The organism is Streptomyces sp. NPDC127108, assembly GCF_042677545.1.
Lineage (GTDB): Bacteria > Actinomycetota > Actinomycetes > Streptomycetales > Streptomycetaceae > Streptomyces.
On sequence record NZ_JBHXTE010000035.1, the window covers coordinates 91,837 to 109,809 of the forward strand.

The window sequence follows — 17,973 nt, forward strand, 5'->3', positions numbered from 1 at the left end:
GCCTACCCTGTTGACCCATGACATCTCCGCTCGCGAACCTCGGGACGCCCGCCGCCCCCTCGGACTCCCTAGCCGTCGGCCAGCGCTCGCTCGGCGACCCCGACGTCCGGTACCCGCTGTGGCCGCCGCTCACCGAGGGCTGCCCGGTCACGAGCACCGAGTCCGTCGCGTACCCCGTAGAGGTCGACTACGCCTACGACAAGGTGCCCGCCGACTTCTTCGCGACCGCCTCGGCGCGGCCGCGCGGGCACGAGCGGTGGGCGCCGCTGCTGCCGCCGCTGCACGGCCCGGGGCTCGCGGAGGGCGGCACTCCGCTGCTGCCGCTCGGCGACGGCGTGTGGATCAAGGACGAGTCCCGCAATCCGACGTGGAGCCACAAGGACCGCCTCAACCGGGTCGCCGTCGGCGCGGCCGCCGGGGTCGGCGCGGAGGGGGTCGTCGTCGCCTCCTCCGGCAACCACGGAGCCTCCGCGGCGGCGTACGCGGCGCGGGCCGGGCTGCGGTGCGCCGTCCTCACCTCCGACGAGGTGCCGGCGGCCGTCGACGCGTTCCTGCGCGGCTACGGAGCCGCCGTCCTGCGCGTGCCCACCGAGGCGCGGTGGCCGCTCCTGCGCCGGATCGTCGAGCGGACCGGCTACCACCCCGTCAGCAACCTCACGCCCGCCGCGCACACCGGGCACGGCTTCGGGCCCGAGGGCTACAAGACGCTCGCCTACGAGATCTTCACCGACCTCGGCGTCGTCCCGCGCGCGGTGTTCGTGCCCACCGGCTACGGAGAGATGCTGTTCGGCATCTGGAAGGGCTTCGCCGAGCTGGTGCGACTCGGGCACGCGGAGCGGGTGCCCCGCCTCTACGGGTGCGAGCCCGCCGCCGGGGGGCCGCTCGCCGCGGCCGTGCGGGGCGGGGTGCCCGCGGCGCACGTCCCGCTCGGGCCCACCGCCGCGTACGCCATCGCCTGTCCCGTCGGCGGGTATCGCGGGGTCGTCGCCCTCCGGGAGAGCGCCGGGGCCGCCCTGCTCGTCACGGACGAGGAGATGGCCGCGGCCCGCTCGGAGCTGGCCCGGAACGGGGTGTGGGCGGAGCTCTCCGCCGCCGCGGGCCTCGCCGGGCTGCGGCAGCTCGGCGCCCCGGACGACGGCCCTGTGGTGTGCGTGTCCACCTCCAGCGGCTTCAAGGACCAGGACCTCCTGGCCGCCGGTCCTTCCCCGGTGGTCGACCCGGAGGACTGGGACGCGGTGGAGCGGCGGCTGCGCCAGGTGTGACGGTCCGCGGCCGGGCGCGGGCGGAGGGCAGGAGCAGGCCCTCAGCGCTTGACCGCCCGGCCGAAGACCGAGCGGGCCCAGAGGAAGCCGACCAGGGTCAGGCCCGCGATCCAGGCCAGGGCCTGGACGCCGCTGGTGCCGATCCCGGTGCCGAGAAGCAGACCGCGCAGCGTCTCGTTGATCGGCGTGAAGGGCTGGTACTCGGCGAACCAGCGCAGGCCCGTCGGCATCGACTCGGGGGTGACCACGGCGGAGCCGAGGAAGGGCAGGAAGGTCAGCGGCGCGGGCGCGTTGCTCGCCGCCTCCACGGTCTTGGCGCCCAGGCCCATGGCGGCCGACACCCAGCTCAGGGCGAAGGCGAGCAGCACCAGGATGCCGAGGGCGGCGGCCCACTCCACCGGTCCCGCGTTCGGCCGGAACCCCACCGCGAGCGCCACACCGATCACGAGGACCAGGCTGACCAGGGTCTGGACGACGTTGCCGACGACGTGCCCGGTCAGGACGGAACCACGGGAAATGGCCATCGTGCGGAAGCGGTTGACGATGCCCTCGGTCATGTCGCCGCACACCGACACGGCCGTCGAGATCGCCCCGGCGGTCACCGCCATGAGGATGATCCCCGGGGTGACGTAATTGGTGTACTCGCCCCGGCCGTCCGCGCCGCCGCCCGGCAGCCCCATGCCGTCGCCGATCGCGCCGCCGAAGACGTACACGAAGAGCAGCAGCATCAGGATCGGCATGGCGACGATCGAGAGCGTCATGGACGGATAGCGCTGGGCGCGCTTGAGATTGCGGCGCAGCATCGTCAGGGAGTCGCGCAGGGCGTGCGAGCGGGTGGGGCCAGTGGTGCCGGCGGTGTACGAGGTGGCGCTCATCGGGCGCTCTCCTTCGGGGAGTTGGTGGTCGCGCTCAGGGAGCGCGTGGCCGATCCGGTGGCCGCGCCGCCCGTCAGCGTCAGGAACACGTCGTCGAGGTCGGGTGTGTGCACGGTCAGGTGCTCGGCGGGGACGCCTGCGGCCTCGAGGACGTCGAGCACGGAGCGCAGGGCGGGGATGCTGCCGTCGCTGGGGATCTGGAGGGTCAGCGCCTCCGCGTCGCGGACGACCGTGTCCAGGGCGAGCCGGTCGGCGGTGGCGTCCATGCTCGCCGCGTCGGCGAACGCCAGGCGGATGTGGCCGCCGGGGATGCGCCGCTTCAGCTCGTCCGGCGTGCCCTGGGCGACGATCCGGCCGCCGTCGAGGACGGCGACGCGGTCGGCGAGCTGGTCGGCCTCCTCCAGGTACTGCGTGGTGAGGAAGATGGTGGTGCCGTTCGCGACGAGTTCGCGGACGCTGTCCCACATGGTGCGGCGGCTGCGCGGGTCGAGGCCCGTCGTCGGCTCGTCGAGGAAGATGACGCTCGGGTCGCCGACCAGCGTCATCGCGAGGTCGAGCTTGCGCCGCATGCCGCCGGAGAAGGTGCCGGGCAGCTGCTTCGCGGCGTCCGCGAGGCCGAAGCGGTCGAGCAGTTCGGCCGCGCGCCGCCTGCCCTCGCTCCGGGGCAGGTGCAGCAGGTCGGCCATCATCAGCATGTTCTCCTCGGCGGTGAGGAGCGCGTCCACCGCCGCGTACTGACCGGTGACGCCGATCGCGCGGCGTACGGCGTCGGGGTCGGCGACGAGGTCGTGGCCCGCCACGCGTGCCTGCCCGGCGTCCGCGGCGATCAGCGTCGACAGGATCTGCACGGTGGTGGTCTTGCCCGCGCCGTTCGGCCCGAGCAGCGAGAAGACCGCGCCCCGGGGGATGTCGAGGTCGATCCCGTCGAGCACCACCTTGTCGCCGTACGACTTGGCGAGCCCGGAGGCCTCGATCGCCGACGCGCCCATGGCGTCCCGCGGGATGTTCCTGCTCCTGGTCATGCCCGATCACTCCATGCTCGTACGGCGTTCAAGTCAGACTTTTACGGCGTTCAAGCGCCGCGCTCGAACACTGTAAAAGACCACTTGCACACCGTGCAAGAGCTTCTCCGAACTTCCTGAACACTGTGCAAGTGGTGGGCTATCCTGGCGGCATGCCACGCGAGACCTTGAACCGTGACCAGATCGTCCGGGCCGCGATCGAACTGCTCGACGCGGAAGGGGTCGACGGTCTGAGCATGCGGCGCCTCGGCCGCCATCTGGGCTCGGCCGCCACGGCGATGTACTGGCACGTCGGCAGCAAGGACAAGCTCATCGCGCTGGCGGGCGACCACGTGTGGGGCGAGGTCGGCCTGCCCGACCCGGACGCGATCGGCTGGCGGGACGCGGCCGCCGCCTTCGCGCAGGAGTGGTACGCGATGCTCACCCGGCACCAGTGGCTGATGCCCGCCAGCAGCGCCCACATCATCTACGGCACGGAGACGGCGCGCCGCCAGGACCACTGCTACCGCATCTTCGAGACCGCGGGCTTCGCCGACGAGGAGCTCGACGCGGCCGTGGCCACGCTCCTGACCTTCGTGACCGGCACCGCCCTTGAGGACGCGGCCGCGGCCACCACGCGGGCGCGGATCCGCCGCGAGGGCGGCGACGAGGAGGAGGGGGTCAAGGAGGTCCTGGAGTGGGCGAACGGCATCGCGAGGGAGTTCCCGCGGCTGCGCGCCCGCATCGACGCGGGGGCGCAGGCACGCATCACACAGGCATCCACGAAGATCGCCTTCGGCGTCGGGATCATCCTCGACGGCCTCCAGGCCCGCCTCGACGCCGGGACCGGCGGCGCGCCCCAGCCGTAGCGGGCCCGGCCGGACCTACTCCCTGGTGTCCTCCGGAATCGTCACCAGCCACCGGCTGTCCCTGCGCGGACGCAGATAGAACAGCCAGTACAGCGTCGCCCCGCCCACGATCCCGCCGGTCCACAGCAGGTACGACGCCTCCTGCTGGCTCAGCACGTACGCGAGCACCGCGACGAGCACCACCGGCACCGCGGGCCACAGCGGCATCCGCCAGGCGGGCGCGTGCCTGCGCGACCCGCGCCGGGCGAGCAGCGCCGCCACGGCGACCAGCAGGTACATGCCCGTCACGGAAACCCCGGTCACTCCGTAGAGGGTGTCGAGGTTCACGAAGCACAGCGCGGCGCCCGGCACACCCACCAGGAGCGTGGCGACCCAGGGCGAGCCGAAGCGCCCGCCGAGCCGCGAGAGGACCTTGTTCACCGGCGCGGGCCACGCCTGGTCCCGGGCGGAGGCGAAGAGGACCCGCGAGTTCTGGATGACCATCACGATGCCCGCGTTGATGATGGCGAGGGCCACGCACAGGCTGATGAAGGTGCCGACGCCGGAGCTGGACCAGGCGGCGACCATGGCGCCGATGTCCCCGTTGGTGAGCGCGGCGAGGTCGGGCGCGCCCATGGTGATGGCGGCGACGGGCACGAGCAGGACGACGGCGGAGATGCCGAGGGTGAGCAGGACGGTGCGGGCGACGTTCCTGCGCGGGTTCTCCATCTCCTCGGAGAGGTACACGGCCGTGGAGAAGCCCTGGGTGACGAAGAGGGCGATGGCGAGCCCGGAGACGATCAGCATGGCGGTGACGGTCTTCGTGCCGTCGCCGGAGCCGGACCCCGCGGCCACGCCGAAGTCGACGAGGCTGCCCGCGCCCCGCTCGGCGTGCGCGAACCCGAGCACGGCCACCACGCCCGCGGCGATCACTTCGAGGACGAGGAAGATCCCGGTGATCCACGCGTTGGCGCGCAGGTCGAGCAGGCCGGCGAGGGTGGCGAGGAGCATCACGGCGGCGCCAGCGTAGGACGGGTCGAGGTGGACGACGGGCGCGAGGTAGTCGGCCGTGCCCATGGCGATGACGGGCGGCACGATCATCACGACGAGCAGGGAGAGGACGAAGACGAGCCAGCCCGCGAGCCGTCCGGCCATGGTCGACACCATCGCGTACTCGCCGCCCGCGCTGGGGATGAGGGTCCCCAGCTCCGAGTAGCAGAACGCGACGCCCACGCACAGCAGCGCGCCGATGGCGATGGTGAGGGCGGTGGCGGTGCCGAGCGTGGAGAACAGGTCGGGCACGACCACGAAGAGCGTGGAGGCGGGCGTGACACAGGACAGCGTGAGCAGGGTGCCGCCGACGACGCCGATGGAACGCTTCAGCTTGCGCGGCGCCTCGTCCGGTTCCTGCGCGGGCGCGGTGACCGGCCCGATGACCGCGGACTCGGGCGGCGGCGTGTGAAGCGTTTCGGTCATACGGCGTTTCCGATCGGCTCGTACCAAGGAGGAGGCGGAGCCGTCATGGAAACCCCGGCGTAAGGAGAACGTCAATGGCCGATTACCTACGGAATCCGCAGCTCGGGGGATCATCAACTCACCATTGAATCCCAGACATTGGCGACAAGTAGATGACACTAGTCAGCCACTTCACCACCAGACCTTCGATAGCAAGGTCAAATACACAGATCGCCTTCCTCGCCCGATTTAAGCGATCAGTGCGGGAACCGCAGCCGCGCACCGAAAAATAAACGAGACCGTCCGCAGTGCGGACGGTCTCGCTCGGTGCGCTCAGGTGCTCAGTGGTTGCGCGGGAACCCCAGGTCCACGCCCGCCGGGGCGTCCGACGGGTCCGGCCAGCGGGTCGTGACGACCTTGCCGCGGGTGTAGAAGTGCGTGCCGTCGTTGCCGTAGATGTGGTGGTCGCCGAAGAGCGAGTCCTTCCAGCCGCCGAAGGAGTGGTAGCCCACCGGCACCGGGATCGGCACGTTCACGCCGACCATGCCCGCCTCGACCTCCAGCTGGAAGCGGCGCGCCGCGCCGCCGTCCCGGGTGAAGATCGCCGTGCCGTTGCCGAACGGCGAGGCGTTGATGAGGGCGAGGCCCTCCTCGTACGTCTCCACACGCAGCACGCACAGGACCGGGCCGAAGATCTCGTCCTTGTAGGCGTCCGCCGTCACCGGCACCCGGTCGAGCAGCGAGAGGCCGATCCAGTGGCCGTCGGGGTGGCCCTCGACGGTGTAGCCGGTGCCGTCCAGGACGACCTCGCTGCCCTGGGCCGCCGCGCCCGTCACGTACGACGCCACCTTGTCGCGGTGGGCGGCCGTGATGAGCGGGCCCATCTCCGAGGACGGGTCGGTGCCGGGGCCGATCTTGATCTTCTCGGCCCGCTCCTTGATCTTCGCCACCAGCTCGTCGCCGACCGCGCCGACCGCCACGACCGCCGAGATGGCCATGCAGCGCTCGCCCGCCGAGCCGTACGCGGCCGAGACGGCGGCGTCGGCGGCCGCGTCCAGGTCGGCGTCCGGCAGGACCAGCATGTGGTTCTTGGCGCCGCCGAGCGCCTGGACGCGCTTGCCGTTGGCGGAGGCCGTGGTGTGGATGTAGCGGGCGATCGGGGTCGAGCCCACGAAGGACACGGCCGCCACGTCCGGGTGCTCCAGGAGGCGGTCCACGGCCACCTTGTCGCCGTGCACGACGTTGAACACGCCGTCCGGCAGGCCCGCCTCGGCGAGCAGCTCCGCGACGCGCATCGACGCCGACGGGTCCTTCTCGCTGGGCTTGAGCACGAAGGTGTTGCCGCACGCGATGGCGAGCGGGAACATCCACATCGGCACCATGGCCGGGAAGTTGAAGGGCGTGATGCCCGCGACGACGCCGAGCGGCTGGCGGATCGAGGAGACGTCCACGCGGCTCGCGACCTGCGTGGACAGCTCGCCCTTGAGCTGCACGTTGATGCCGCAGGCCAGGTCGACGACCTCCAGGCCGCGGGCGACCTCGCCGAGGGCGTCGGAGTGCACCTTGCCGTGCTCGGCGGTGATCAGCTCGGCGATCTCGTCGCGGTGCGCGTCGAGCAGCGCCCGGAACTTGAAGAGGACCGAGGTGCGCTGGGCGAGCGAGGACTGGCCCCAGGTCGTGTACGCGGCCTTCGCGGCGGCCACGGCCGCGTCCACCTCGTCCACCGACGCGAAGGCGACGCGGGTCGTCACGGCGCCGGTCGCCGGGTCGGTGACGGGGCCGTACGTACCGGACGCGCCCTCGACGGTCTTGCCGCCGATCCAGTGGTCGACGGTCTTCGTCATGCTCGTCATGCTGCTCATGCCAAGTTTCCCTTCACAGCTGGCGGCGCCGGGCGGACACGTGCCGGTCGTACTCCTCGCGTGCCTTGACCGCCGACGCCCGGGTCGCGGTCTCGGCCACGGGCACATCCCACCACGCCTGTGCGGGGGGCGGGCCCGACACTGTGTCTGCCGTTTCCGTCTCCACGTAGACACATGTGGGGCCGTCCGCTTCGCGTGCTTCGCGCAGTGCCTCGCGCAGGTCGCGGACGGTCTTGGCGCGCCGCACCGGCAGTCCGAGCGAGGCCGCGTTGGCGGCGAGGTCGACGGGCAGCGGGGCACCCGTGTAGGTGCCGTCGGGCGCCCGGTGGCGGTAGGCGGTGCCGAACCGCTCGCCGCCGACGGACTCCGACAGGCCCCCGATGGAGGCGTACCCGTGGTTCTGCAGGATCACGACCTTGATCGGGATGTTCTCCTGGACGGCCGTGACGATCTCGGTGGGCATCATCAGATACGTCCCGTCGCCGACGAGCGCCCACACGGGCCGCTCCGGCGAGGCCATCGAGACCCCGATCGCGGCCGGGATCTCGTAGCCCATGCAGGAGTAGCCGTACTCCACGTGGTACTGCCTCGGCGAGCGCGCCCGCCACAGCTTGTGCAGGTCGCCGGGGAGCGAGCCGGCCGCGTTGATGAGCACGTCGGCGTCGGTGACCAGCTCGTCGAGGAGGCCGAGCACCTGCGCCTGGGTGGGCCGCACGTCCGGCTCGTCCGCTTCATAGGCGGCGTCGACGCGGTGCTCCCAGCGTGCCTTGTCGTCGGTGTACTCCGCCGCGTACGCGGGGTCGACGCGATGGCCCGCGAGCGCGTCCCGCAGCCCTTCGAGGGCGGCGCGCGCGTCGGCGACGACGGTGGCGCCCGCCATCTTGTGCGCGTCGAACGCGGCCACGTTGATGTTGAGGAAGCGCACGCCGGGCGCGCCGAAGAGGGTGCCGGACGCGGTGGTGAAGTCGGTGTAGCGGGTGCCGACGCCGATCACGAGGTCGGCGGTGCGGGCCAGTTCGTCGGCGGTCGCGGTGCCGGTGTGGCCGATGCCGCCGACGTCGGCGGGGTGGTCGTGGCGCAGGGAGCCCTTCCCCGCCTGGGTGGCGGCGACGGGGATGCCGGTGGCGTCGGCGAGGGCGGCGAGGGCCTGCTCGGCGGCGCTGTGGTGGACGCCGCCGCCCGCGATGATCAGCGGCCGGTCGCCGCCCCGCACCAGACGGGCGGCGGCGGCCAGTTCGGCGGGGTCGGGGGCCTGACGGCGCACCTTCCAGACCCGCTCGACGAAGAACTCCTCGGGCCAGTCGTGGGCTTCCGCCTGCACGTCCTGCGGCAGCGCGAGGGTCACCGCGCCCGTGTCGACGGGGTCGGTGAGCACCCGCATCGCCTGGAGCGCGGCCGGGATCAGGGCCTCGGGGCGGGTGATCCGGTCGAAGTACTTCGAGACGGGCCGCAGGCAGTCGTTCACGGACACGTCGCCCGCGTAGGGCACTTCGAGCTGCTGGAGGACCGGGTCGGCGGGGCGGGTCGCGAAGGTGTCGCCGGGCAGCAGGAGCACCGGCAGGTGGTTGACGGTCGCGAGGGCCGCGCCCGTGACGAGGTTGGTGGCGCCGGGCCCGATGGACGTCGTCACGGCGTGGGTGGAGAGCCGCCCGCACTGGCGCGCGTACCCCACGGCGGCATGCACCATGGACTGTTCGTTGCGCCCCTGGTGGAACGGCATCTGCTCGCCGTACTCCACGAGCGCCTGGCCGAGTCCCGCCACGTTGCCGTGCCCGAAGATGCCCCAGGTCGCGCCGATGAGGCGGCGCCGCTCGCCGTCCCGCTCGGTGAACTGCCGGGCCAGGAAGCGCACCAGGGCCTGGGCCGTCGTGAGCCGGATCGTGCCGGGCGCGCCGCGCGTGCCCCCCTGTGTCTCGCTCATCGGTAACCCTCCGTGTGGTCGGGGTGGAAGCAGATCTTCCACTCCCGCTCGTCGCCCGGTCCCGCCATGACGTTCAGGTAGTACATGGTGTGCCCCGGCTGGGCGATGGACGGGCCGTGCCAGCCGTCGGGCACGAGCACCGCGTCGCCGGAGCGCACCTCGGCGAGCACGTCGGTGCCGCCCTCCCGCGAGGGGAAGACCCGCTGGTAGCCGAAGCCGTGCTCGCCCTCGATCTCGAAGTAGTAGATCTCCTCGAGGACCGACTCGACGCCGGGCCGGTGCTCGTCGTGCTTGTGCGGCGGGTACGAGGACCAGTTGCCGCCCGGCGTGATCACCTCCACGGCGATCAGCCGGTCGCAGTCGAAGGCGTCCGCGGACGCGAAGTTGCGGACCTGGCGCGCGCAGCTTCCGCTGCCGCGCGCTTCGACGGGGACCTCCGGCGCGGGGCCGTAGCGGGCGGGGAGTCGGCGCTCGCACTTCGCTCCTGCCAGGGCGAAGCGGCCTCCCACGCCGGAGGCGATCTGGATGTGGGCGTCACGGGGAACGTAAGCGAAGTCGGTGACTCCGCTGAACACGCTCTCGCGGCCCAGGAGTTCGATGATCTCGCCCTCCGCGTGCACCGTACAGCCGCCGGTCAGCGGGAGCACGATCCATTCACTCTCACCGGTGGCGAAGGAGTGCAGTCCACCGGCCGGGATCTCGACGACACGCAGCCCGGCATACGTCCACGCTGCGGTTTTGGGGTCGATGGCGACGGCGTAGCCGCCGTCGGCCGCACTTCCTTTTGGTACGTACGTCATGCGTGGCTCCTCCTGATTGCGTACGTCACGGCTACAGCAGGCCCACCGCGGTGTCGACGGCGCCCGCGACATCGCCGTCCGCCGGGTACAGCAGCGTCCGGCCCGCGACCAGGCCCTGCACGGTGGGCAGCCGCAGGGCGCCGCGCCACTTCTCGTACGCGGCGTCCGCGTCGCCCGCGATGTCGCCGCCGAGGAGCACGGCGGGCAGCGTCGAGGTCTCCATGACGCGGGCCATGTCGTCGGGGTTCTCGGTGACGGGGACCTTCAGCCAGGTGTACGCCGAGGTGCCGCCGAGTCCCGCCGCGATGGCGATGGACCGGGTGACGGCCGCCGCGCTCAGGTCGTTGCGCAGCACGCCGTCGTCGGACCTGCGGCACAGGAACGGCTCCACGAACACGGGCAGGCGGCGCGCGGCCATGGCGTCGACGGCGCGGGCGGTGGTCTCCAGGGTGGTGAGGGAGCCCGGGTCGGCGTAGTCGACGCGAAGGAGCAGCTTGCCCGCGTCGAAGCCGAGGCGCCGCAGATCCCGGGGGCGGTACCCGGTGAACCGGTCGTCCAGCTCGAACGCGGCGCCCGCGAGGCCGCCCCGGTTCATGGAGCCCATGACGACCTTGCCCTCCAGGGCCCCGAGCAGCAGCAGGTCGTCGAGGATGTCGGCGGTGGCGAGCACGCCGTCCACGCCGGGGCGCGAGAGGGCGAGGCAGAGCCGCTCCAGGAGGTCGGCGCGGTCGGCCATCGCCATCGGGTCCTTCCCGACGCCCAGGGCGCCCCGGGCCGGATGATCCGCCGCGATGATCATGAGCCGTCCGGATTCCCCGACCAGCTCCCGCCGCTTCCGCCGGGCGGCGGCCTCGGCGATGGCCTCGGGCTCCCGCACCCGGGTCCGTACGAGCTGAGCAACGTCCACGGCGGTCACGTGACGGCCCCCGCCCGCAGCGCGGCTTCGACCTCACCGGCGTACGGCATCGCCGAGGAACACTCCAGCCGGGAGGCGACGATCGCCCCCGCCGCGTTCGCGTACCGGATCACCCGCTCCAACTCCCACCCGGCGAGCAGCCCGTGGCACAGCGCCCCGCCGAACGCGTCCCCCGCCCCGAGCCCGTTCAGGACGGTCACGGGCAGCGGCGGCACCTCGACGACGTCCCCCTCGCGGTTCATCGCGAGCACCCCCTTGGGCCCCTGCTTGACCACGGCCAGCTCGACCCCGGCCGCGAGGAGGGCCCCCGCGGCGGCCCGCGGCTCCCGCACCCCGGTGGCGATCTCCACCTCGTCCAGATTGCCCACGGCGACGGTGGCGTGCCGCAGCGCTGCGGCGTAGTGCAGCCGTGCCTCGTCCGGATCGCTCCGGGCTGTGCCCTTCCAGAACGCGGGCCGCCAGTCGAGGTCGAAGACGGTGATGCCGCCGGAGCGCGCGCCGAGCGCGGCGATGGTCGCCGTCCGGCTGGGCTCCGCGCAAAGGCCGGTCCCGGTCATCCAGAAGATGCTGGCCTCGGCGATCGCGTCGAGGTCGAGGTCGGCCGCGGCGAGCTCCAGGTCGGGCGCCTTGGGCTGCCGGTAGAAGTACAGCGGGAAGTCGTCGGGCGGGAAGACCTCGCAGAACGTCACGGGCGTGGGCAGGCCAGGGACCTCGCCGACCCACCGGTCGTCGACCCCGAACTCCCGCAACTGCTCCCGCAGATACGTGCCGAAGGGGTCCTGTCCCGTCCGCGTGACAACGCCCACGCGCCGCCCGAGCCGGGCCGCCGCGACCGCCACGTTCGTGGCCGAGCCGCCGAGGAACTTCCCGAAGGTCGTGACCTTCGAGAGCGGCACCCCGGTCTGCAGGGGGTAGAGGTCCACCCCGATCCGGCCCATCGTGATGACGTCGTACGGGTCGTACGGATCGGTGTTCGGATCGCTCACCCTGCACATCCCTTCCTGGAGGCAGCCTGTCGCCTCCCCCAGGTCTAATCCCGTCCCAGGAACCCTGTCAACATTTTGTCCTTACATTCGGACTACTCCTTGACACTCTTCTCGGCCGCCGTGGAGGCTGACGCCCATGGCGACCACGACCTCCTTGACCCCATCGTCGGCTTTGTCCCGCATCCGTGTCGGCTCGGCCCCCGACTCGTGGGGCGTGTGGTTCCCCGAGGATCCCCAGCAGGTCCCCTGGACGCGCTTCCTGGACGAGGTCGCCGACTCCGGTTACGAGTGGATCGAGCTGGGCCCGTACGGCTATCTGCCGACCGACCCGGCGCGGCTGACCGCCGAGACGGACCGCCGCGGCCTCAAGGTGTCCGCGGGGACGGTCTTCACGGGCCTGCACCACGGCCCGGACGTCTGGGACAAGACCTGGGACCACGTCTCCGCCATCGCGGAGCTGACCCGGGCGATGGGCGCGCGCCATCTGGTCGTCATCCCGTCCTTCTGGCGCGACGACAAGACCGGCGAGGTCCTGGAGGACTCCACCCTCACCGCCGAGCAGTGGCGGCAGCTGACCACCCAGACCGAGCGCCTGGGCCGCGAGGTGCGCGAGCGCTACGGCCTCACGATCGTCGTCCACCCGCACGCCGACACCCACATCGACACCGAGGAGAACGTCACCCGCTTCCTGGACGGGACGGACCCCGACCTGGTCTCGCTGTGCCTGGACACCGGGCACTACGCCTACTGCGGCGGCGACAGCGTCAAGCTCATCGAGACCTACGGCGAACGCCTCGGCTATCTGCACCTGAAGCAGGTCGACCCGGCCGTGCTCGCCGAAGTCCGGGCGCAGGACATGCCGTTCGGCCCCGCGGTGGCACGCGGCGTGATGTGTGAGCCGCCGACCGGGGTGCCCGCGCTCGGCCCCGTCCTCGAAGCCGCCCAGAAGCTGGACGTCGACCTGTTCGCCATCGTCGAGCAGGACATGTACCCGTGCGAGCCGGACAAGCCGCTGCCCATCGCCCGCCGGACGCGGTCGTTCCTGCGCTCCTGCGGGGCCTAGGCCCGGTCGGCGGACCTGGCATCCGGTGCCGCCCCGGGCCTCCTGCGCTGCGCTTGCGTACGGCACCCTTGTCGCACGACGGGCGAGGCCGGGCCGACGACGAGCGGGAGGCCGGATGAACGCGGGCCGCTGGCACGACGCACGCACGCGCGCCGCGGTGCGCTCCCTGCACGGCCCCGACGGCCTCTGGGAGGTCGCCGTGGCCCGGCCGCACCCCCGGCTGCGCCCCGGCGTCATCAGCTACCGGGGCTTCCGGCTCGCGCTCGCGGCGCCCCGGCGGCGGCTCGAAGTCCCCATCGGAGCCGTCACGTTGATGCTCGGCTTCGGTGACCGGCTGCGCATCCTGGGCCTCACGGGCCCCGCGCGCCCGCCGGTGTCCCTGGTCTCGGTGGTCTCCGGGCTCACCACGCGGCCGGTGCTCGGCGAGCACGACGGGCGGCTCGCGGGTGTCGAGGTGCTGCTCACGCCGTGGGCCTCGTTCACGCTCCTCGCCACGGAGCAGCACGAGCTGGCCGAGCGCACCCTGGACCCGGACGTGCTCGGCGTCCTGCCCGGACCGGGCCGCCGGGACCGGGTCGGGGACCTCGCGGCGGCGCTCGGCGCGCTGCCCCGCTGGAGCGACCGCTTCGGCCTTCTCGACGACGTCCTCATCCGCTGGTCCGAGGACGGGCCGCCGTGCTCGGCGCGGATCGTGCGGGCCTGGGAGGAGCTGGTGCGCAGCCGCGGCCGGGCGTCCGTGGCCGGGATCGCGGCGGAGGTCGGCTGGAGCGTACGGCAGTTGGAGAACCGGTTCCGCGAACAGATCGGCGTCGGCCCGAAGGCGGCGTGCCGGATCCTGCGCCTCCAGCACGCCCGCCGACTGCTCGCCGCGGGCCGCAGCCAGGCGGAGACCGCGGCGCTCTGCGGCTTCTACGACCAGGCGCACCTCAGCGGCGAGTTCAAGGCGATGACGGGCTGCACCCCGCGCCGGTTCGCGCTCGCCGGGGCCGCCCCGCTCCCGGCGCACAGCGGGCCGCCGTCCGCCGCGCGGCTCGCGGGCGAGCAGACGAGCCTGGTCCTCACGCCAGGATCGCCGGAGCAGCGGGCGGTGTTCGCGAAGGCCGGCCGCCGCCGCTGAGAGCCGACCGGCCGGTGTTCACGAAGGCCGACCGCCGCCGGGAGCCGACCGGCCGGGGAACGCACCGGCGCCGACGGCATCACGCGCCGAGGCCGGGGCACCCGCACGCCGAGGACCGGGGGCACCGCCCCCGGACGTCAAGGCCGCCGAGGCCACCACGGGTAATCACGCGCCCCGGGCACGCCCCACGTCCACGCCCTCCACGGGCGACACTTCCGTCACAAACGCCCTCTTCTCGTCACACATGTCCCGTGTACGCGGGTCTTGCGTCACAGCCAGTCGACAGACGCCTCCGCGCGGTCACTCTGCGTCGTTCACGGGGCACAGGCTGAGTGATCGCCAGTGCCGTGCCCAGCTCCCCCGTCGGCCGTACCGGCCGCCCTGGGCACGCACAGGGAGGAGCCACCATGACCGACCGCAGGCTCTGGTCGTACAAGGACATCGCGGCGCACATCCGGGTCCAGCCCGACACCGTGCGCTCCTACCGCAAGCACGGCCTGCTGCCCGAGCCCGACCACGTCGAGGGCGGCAAACCGTATTGGTACGCCGACACCATCCGCGCCTGGGTCGCGTCCCGGCCCGGCAACCGCGCCCGCAGGGATGGCTGAGACGGACCGGCTCCCCCTCTTGGATTGGTACCCCCTAGGGGTATAGTGTGAAGCACGTCAGGGGTTCCCTGGAACCAACGGGACCCCACGCGTGCGCAGACGTCCCGTACGTCCACACCTTTCACCGAGGAGAACGACATGACCGCCAACGCCCAGACCTCGCAGACCGACTCCGTCACCACGGTGTTCGCCGTGACGGGTATGACGTGCGGCCACTGCGAGGGCGCCGTGGCCGAGGAGATCGGCGGGCTCGCGGGCGTCAGCTCAGTCAAGGCCGAGGCCGCCAGCGGCAAGGTGACCGTGGTCTCCGCCGCCCCGCTGGACGAGGAAGCGGTCCGCGCCGCCGTCGACGAGGCCGGCTACGAGCTCGTCGGCAAGGCCTGACCGCCGCCCCGCCCCTCCTCCGGGCCCCGCGGCACGCCACCCACGGCCGCGGGGCCCGGCGCCTTTCCCCGAAAGAGCCGTCATGAACACCTCCGAGGTCGAACTCGCCATCGGCGGAATGACCTGCGCCTCCTGCTCGGCCCGCATCGAGAAGAAGCTGAACCGGATCGAGGGCGTGACCGCTTCGGTCAACCTCGCCACCGAGAAGGCCAAGGTCGCCTACGCGGACGGGGTGGAGGTCGGCCAACTCGTCGCCACCGTCGAGAAGCTCGGCTATACGGCGCGCGAGATCGTCCCGCCACCGCCGGACGCGGGGCCGGGCGACGACGCCGCCGACCGGCCCGTCAGCACCGACCTCACCGAGGCCGACCGGCTCCTGCAGCGCCTGCTCGTGTCCGCCGCCCTCGCGCTGCCCGTCGTGGTGCTCGCGATGGTGCCCTCGCTGCAGTTCGAGTACTGGCAGTGGCTGTCTCTGACCCTTGCCGCGCCGGTCGTCGTGTGGGGCGGCCTTCCCTTCCACAAGGCGGCGCTCACCAACGCCCGGCACGGCGCGGCGACCATGGACACCCTGGTGTCGCTCGGCACGCTCGCCGCGTTCGGCTGGTCGGTGTGGGCGCTGTTCCTCGGCACGGCGGGCGAGCCGGGCATGCGGCACGGCTTCGAGTTCACGATTCGGCGCGGCGACAGCTCGTCGGCGCTCTACCTCGAAGTGGCCGCGGGCGTCGTCACGTTCATCCTGCTCGGCCGCTATCTGGAGGCCCGCTCCAAGCGCAAGGCGGGCGCGGCGCTGCGGGCCCTGCTCGAACTCGGCGCCAAGGACGTGTCCGTGCTCGGCCCCGACGGCACCGAGACCCGGATCCCGGTGGGGCGGCTCGCCGTCGGGGACCGCTTCGTCGTCCGGCCCGGGGAGACCGTCGCCACCGACGGCACCGTCGTCGAGGGCGCGTCCGCCGTCGACGTGTCGATGCTGACCGGCGAGTCCGTGCCCGCCGACGTCACGGTCGGGGACGCGGTGACCGGCGCGACCGTGAACGCGGGCGGGCGCCTGGTCGTCGCGGCGACGCGCGTCGGCGCCGACACCCAACTGGCCCGCATGGCCCGGCTCGTCGAGGACGCGCAGAGCGGCAAGGCCGAGGTGCAGCGCCTCGCCGACCGGGTCGCCGCCGTCTTCGTGCCCGTCGTCATCGCGCTCGCCGTGGCGACGCTCGGCTTCTGGCTGGGCAACGGCGTGGGCGCGGCCGCCGCGTTCACGGCCGCCGTCGCCGTACTGATCATCGCCTGCCCCTGCGCGCTCGGCCTCGCCACGCCCACCGCCCTGCTCGTCGGCACCGGCCGCGGCGCCCAGCTCGGCATCCTCATCAAGGGCCCCGAAGTCCTGGAGTCCACCCGCCGCGTCGACACGATCGTCCTCGACAAGACCGGCACGGTGACGACGGGCCGCATGGCCCTTCAGGACGTGTACGCGGCCGAATCGACCGACGAGAAGGAGTTGCTGCGGCTCGCGGGCGCCCTGGAGCACGCCTCCGAGCACCCCGTGGCGCGGGCCGTCGCGGCGGGCGCCGCCCAGCGGCTCGGCCTCGACGCGGGCGCCCTGCCGGTGCCGACACGCTTCGAGAACGTCCCGGGGGCCGGGGTGCGCGGCACCGTGGACGGGCGCGAGGTGCTCGCCGGGCGCGAACGGCTGCTCGCCGGGGCGGGCGTCACCGGCCTGGCCGGGCTGACCGCCGCCCGGGAGCGGGCCGAGGCCGGGGGCCGCACCGCCGTGCTCGTCGCCCTGGACGGGGTGGCCTGCGGGCTGCTCGCGGTCGCCGACACGGTCAAGGACACCAGCCCCGAGGCCGTACGCCGATTGCGGGAACTGGGCCTCGAACCGGTCCTTCTGACCGGCGACAACCGGAGCGTGGCCGAGGCGGTCGCGGCGGCCGTGGGCATCGCCCCCGACGCCGTGCACGCCGAGGTGCTGCCCGAGGACAAGGCCGACGTGGTGCGCCGCCTCCAGGACGAGGGGCGGGTCGTGGCCATGGTCGGCGACGGCGTGAACGACGCGGCGGCCCTGGCGACGGCCGACCTGGGGCTCGCCATGGGCACGGGTACGGACGCGGCCATCGAGGCGGGTGATCTCACCCTCGTCCGGGGTGACTTGCGGGTGGCCGCCGACGCGATCCGGCTCGCCCGCCGCACCCTCGCCACCATCAAGGGCAACCTCTGCTGGGCCTTCGGCTACAACGTCGCCGCGCTGCCCCTGGCGGCGGCCGGGCTGCTCAACCCGATGATCGCCGGAGCGGCCATGGCGTTCTCCTCCGTGTTCGTCGTCACCAACAGCCTCCGCTTGCGGTCTTTCACATAGCCTCGCGATCCTTCACACTGTCTTCGCGGGACTCTCACCTCAGGCGAGACATCCGCATATGGGCCCTCTTGCGTGCGTTCGATGGCATATGCAAGAGACGTAGATCACAGCGATCGCAACGTAACCATCAGGGGGGCTCGCGAGTCTAAGAGGGCGACACCAGAGGGATCTTGGGGGATCCATCGGGCGTCGGGGGACATCTTGGGGGATGTCCCTGATGGGGGTACCCCCCTGCTCCTTCAGAGCTTGGGGGAGCGTTGGCCGGGGCACGTGCACCGGGGAGCTTTGAGCGGCCCTCCCGATCCCGTACGCGTCCCGGCAGACCGCACCACAAACTCCCGGCCGGATCCCGTGGGGGGAATCCGCACCGGGGCACAGGAAAGCGCCCCGACCGTCGACCCGTGGGGGGATCGACGGCGGGGTGCTTTTCATAGGCGGGGGCGCCTTGACGAGTGGCTCAGCCCCGTAAGGGGCGCGGGGAACTGCGCGCTCAGCGCGCGAAAAGCCGCAGTCGCGTCTGCCGAGATC

Annotated in this window: 15 protein-coding genes; 7 read left to right on the forward strand and 8 right to left on the reverse strand. The window is 72.6% G+C overall.

What is annotated here, in order from left to right:
* Nucleotides 1-17: 17 nt before the first annotated feature.
* A complete protein-coding gene (locus tag ACFVHO_RS27350) occupies nt 18-1,262 on the forward strand; it encodes a pyridoxal-phosphate dependent enzyme (RefSeq protein WP_385719884.1) in 1,245 nt (414 codons plus the stop codon).
* Nucleotides 1,263-1,303: 41 nt separating this feature from the next.
* Here the strand turns inward: ACFVHO_RS27350 and ACFVHO_RS27355 are convergent, their stop codons facing one another.
* Nucleotides 1,304-2,137, reverse strand: a complete 834-nt coding sequence (locus tag ACFVHO_RS27355) for an ABC transporter permease (protein ID WP_385719887.1) — start codon at nt 2,135-2,137, stop codon at nt 1,304-1,306.
* The gene (locus ACFVHO_RS27360) at nt 2,134-3,159 is read right to left on the reverse strand and encodes an ATP-binding cassette domain-containing protein (protein WP_385719889.1); all 1,026 of its coding nucleotides are present in this window, start codon (nt 3,157-3,159) and stop codon (nt 2,134-2,136) included. Before ACFVHO_RS27360 ends, ACFVHO_RS27355 begins: the two co-directional genes overlap by 4 nt.
* Nucleotides 3,160-3,311: 152 nt before the next feature.
* Here ACFVHO_RS27360 and ACFVHO_RS27365 point away from each other — a divergent pair, with 152 nt between their 5' ends.
* Nucleotides 3,312-4,007, forward strand: coding sequence for a TetR/AcrR family transcriptional regulator (locus ACFVHO_RS27365; RefSeq protein ID WP_385719892.1), 696 nt, complete (start codon nt 3,312-3,314; stop codon nt 4,005-4,007).
* Nucleotides 4,008-4,022: 15 nt separating this feature from the next.
* Here ACFVHO_RS27365 and ACFVHO_RS27370 read toward each other — a convergent pair whose 3' ends face one another.
* The 6 genes from ACFVHO_RS27370 to iolC form a co-directional block, all read right to left on the reverse strand.
* Complete coding sequence (locus ACFVHO_RS27370) at nt 4,023-5,462, reverse strand: APC family permease (RefSeq protein ID WP_385719895.1); 1,440 nt, start codon at nt 5,460-5,462, stop codon at nt 4,023-4,025.
* Between the two features lie 320 nt (nt 5,463-5,782).
* Nucleotides 5,783-7,285: a CoA-acylating methylmalonate-semialdehyde dehydrogenase gene (mmsA, locus tag ACFVHO_RS27375; RefSeq protein ID WP_385719936.1), complete on the reverse strand. Its 1,503-nt coding sequence runs from the start codon at nt 7,283-7,285 to the stop codon at nt 5,783-5,785.
* A gap of 31 nt (nt 7,286-7,316) precedes the next feature.
* Complete coding sequence (iolD, locus tag ACFVHO_RS27380; RefSeq protein WP_385719898.1) at nt 7,317-9,224, reverse strand: 3D-(3,5/4)-trihydroxycyclohexane-1,2-dione acylhydrolase (decyclizing); 1,908 nt, start codon at nt 9,222-9,224, stop codon at nt 7,317-7,319.
* The gene (gene iolB / locus ACFVHO_RS27385) at nt 9,221-10,024 is read right to left on the reverse strand and encodes a 5-deoxy-glucuronate isomerase (protein WP_385719900.1); all 804 of its coding nucleotides are present in this window, start codon (nt 10,022-10,024) and stop codon (nt 9,221-9,223) included. Before iolB ends, iolD begins: the two co-directional genes overlap by 4 nt.
* Before the next feature lie 31 nt (nt 10,025-10,055).
* The gene (locus ACFVHO_RS27390; protein ID WP_385719903.1) at nt 10,056-10,931 is read right to left on the reverse strand and encodes a deoxyribose-phosphate aldolase; all 876 of its coding nucleotides are present in this window, start codon (nt 10,929-10,931) and stop codon (nt 10,056-10,058) included.
* A gap of 5 nt (nt 10,932-10,936) precedes the next feature.
* Complete coding sequence (gene iolC / locus ACFVHO_RS27395) at nt 10,937-11,935, reverse strand: 5-dehydro-2-deoxygluconokinase (RefSeq protein ID WP_385719906.1); 999 nt, start codon at nt 11,933-11,935, stop codon at nt 10,937-10,939.
* Nucleotides 11,936-12,062: 127 nt separating this feature from the next.
* On the opposite strand from iolC, the gene ACFVHO_RS27400 reads away from it, so the two are divergent.
* The 5 genes from ACFVHO_RS27400 to ACFVHO_RS27420 all read left to right on the forward strand — a co-directional run bounded on the left by ACFVHO_RS27400 (nt 12,063) and on the right by ACFVHO_RS27420 (nt 17,445).
* Nucleotides 12,063-12,989, forward strand: coding sequence for a sugar phosphate isomerase/epimerase family protein (locus ACFVHO_RS27400; RefSeq protein WP_385719908.1), 927 nt, complete (start codon nt 12,063-12,065; stop codon nt 12,987-12,989).
* Between the two features lie 115 nt (nt 12,990-13,104).
* Entirely contained in the window at nt 13,105-14,106 is a 1,002-nt protein-coding gene (locus tag ACFVHO_RS27405; RefSeq protein ID WP_385719911.1) for a helix-turn-helix domain-containing protein, read from the forward strand.
* A 407-nt stretch (nt 14,107-14,513) separates the two neighbouring features.
* Nucleotides 14,514-14,714, forward strand: coding sequence for an AlpA family transcriptional regulator (locus ACFVHO_RS27410; protein WP_190113812.1), 201 nt, complete (start codon nt 14,514-14,516; stop codon nt 14,712-14,714).
* A gap of 138 nt (nt 14,715-14,852) precedes the next feature.
* Nucleotides 14,853-15,098 carry a heavy-metal-associated domain-containing protein gene (locus ACFVHO_RS27415; RefSeq protein WP_385719914.1) on the forward strand — a complete coding sequence of 82 codons (246 nt, stop codon included), beginning with the start codon at nt 14,853-14,855 and terminating at the stop codon, nt 15,096-15,098.
* Nucleotides 15,099-15,180: 82 nt separating this feature from the next.
* On the forward strand, nt 15,181-17,445 hold the full coding sequence (locus ACFVHO_RS27420) for a heavy metal translocating P-type ATPase (RefSeq protein ID WP_385719916.1): 2,265 nt from the start codon (nt 15,181-15,183) through the stop codon (nt 17,443-17,445).
* The last annotated feature ends 528 nt before the right edge of the window (nt 17,446-17,973 follow it).

Excerpts from the sequence above, each read along its gene's own strand:
- iolD (WP_385719898.1), bottom strand. The coding sequence starts at position 9,224 with ATGAGCGAGACACAGGGGGGCACGCGCGGCGCGCCCGGCACGATCCGG.
- ACFVHO_RS27365 (WP_385719892.1), top strand. The coding sequence starts at position 3,312 with ATGCCACGCGAGACCTTGAACCGTGACCAGATCGTCCGGGCCGCGATC.
- ACFVHO_RS27410 (WP_190113812.1), top strand. The coding sequence starts at position 14,514 with ATGACCGACCGCAGGCTCTGGTCGTACAAGGACATCGCGGCGCACATC.
- iolC (WP_385719906.1), bottom strand. The coding sequence starts at position 11,935 with ATGTGCAGGGTGAGCGATCCGAACACCGATCCGTACGACCCGTACGAC.
- iolB (WP_385719900.1), bottom strand. The coding sequence starts at position 10,024 with ATGACGTACGTACCAAAAGGAAGTGCGGCCGACGGCGGCTACGCCGTC.
- ACFVHO_RS27405 (WP_385719911.1), top strand. The coding sequence starts at position 13,105 with ATGAACGCGGGCCGCTGGCACGACGCACGCACGCGCGCCGCGGTGCGC.
- ACFVHO_RS27400 (WP_385719908.1), top strand. The coding sequence starts at position 12,063 with ATGGCGACCACGACCTCCTTGACCCCATCGTCGGCTTTGTCCCGCATC.
- mmsA (WP_385719936.1), bottom strand. The coding sequence starts at position 7,285 with ATGACGAAGACCGTCGACCACTGGATCGGCGGCAAGACCGTCGAGGGC.
- ACFVHO_RS27360 (WP_385719889.1), bottom strand. The coding sequence starts at position 3,159 with ATGACCAGGAGCAGGAACATCCCGCGGGACGCCATGGGCGCGTCGGCG.
- ACFVHO_RS27415 (WP_385719914.1), top strand. The coding sequence starts at position 14,853 with ATGACCGCCAACGCCCAGACCTCGCAGACCGACTCCGTCACCACGGTG.
- ACFVHO_RS27350 (WP_385719884.1), top strand. The coding sequence starts at position 18 with ATGACATCTCCGCTCGCGAACCTCGGGACGCCCGCCGCCCCCTCGGAC.
- ACFVHO_RS27370 (WP_385719895.1), bottom strand. The coding sequence starts at position 5,462 with ATGACCGAAACGCTTCACACGCCGCCGCCCGAGTCCGCGGTCATCGGG.
- ACFVHO_RS27420 (WP_385719916.1), top strand. The coding sequence starts at position 15,181 with ATGAACACCTCCGAGGTCGAACTCGCCATCGGCGGAATGACCTGCGCC.
- ACFVHO_RS27355 (WP_385719887.1), bottom strand. The coding sequence starts at position 2,137 with ATGAGCGCCACCTCGTACACCGCCGGCACCACTGGCCCCACCCGCTCG.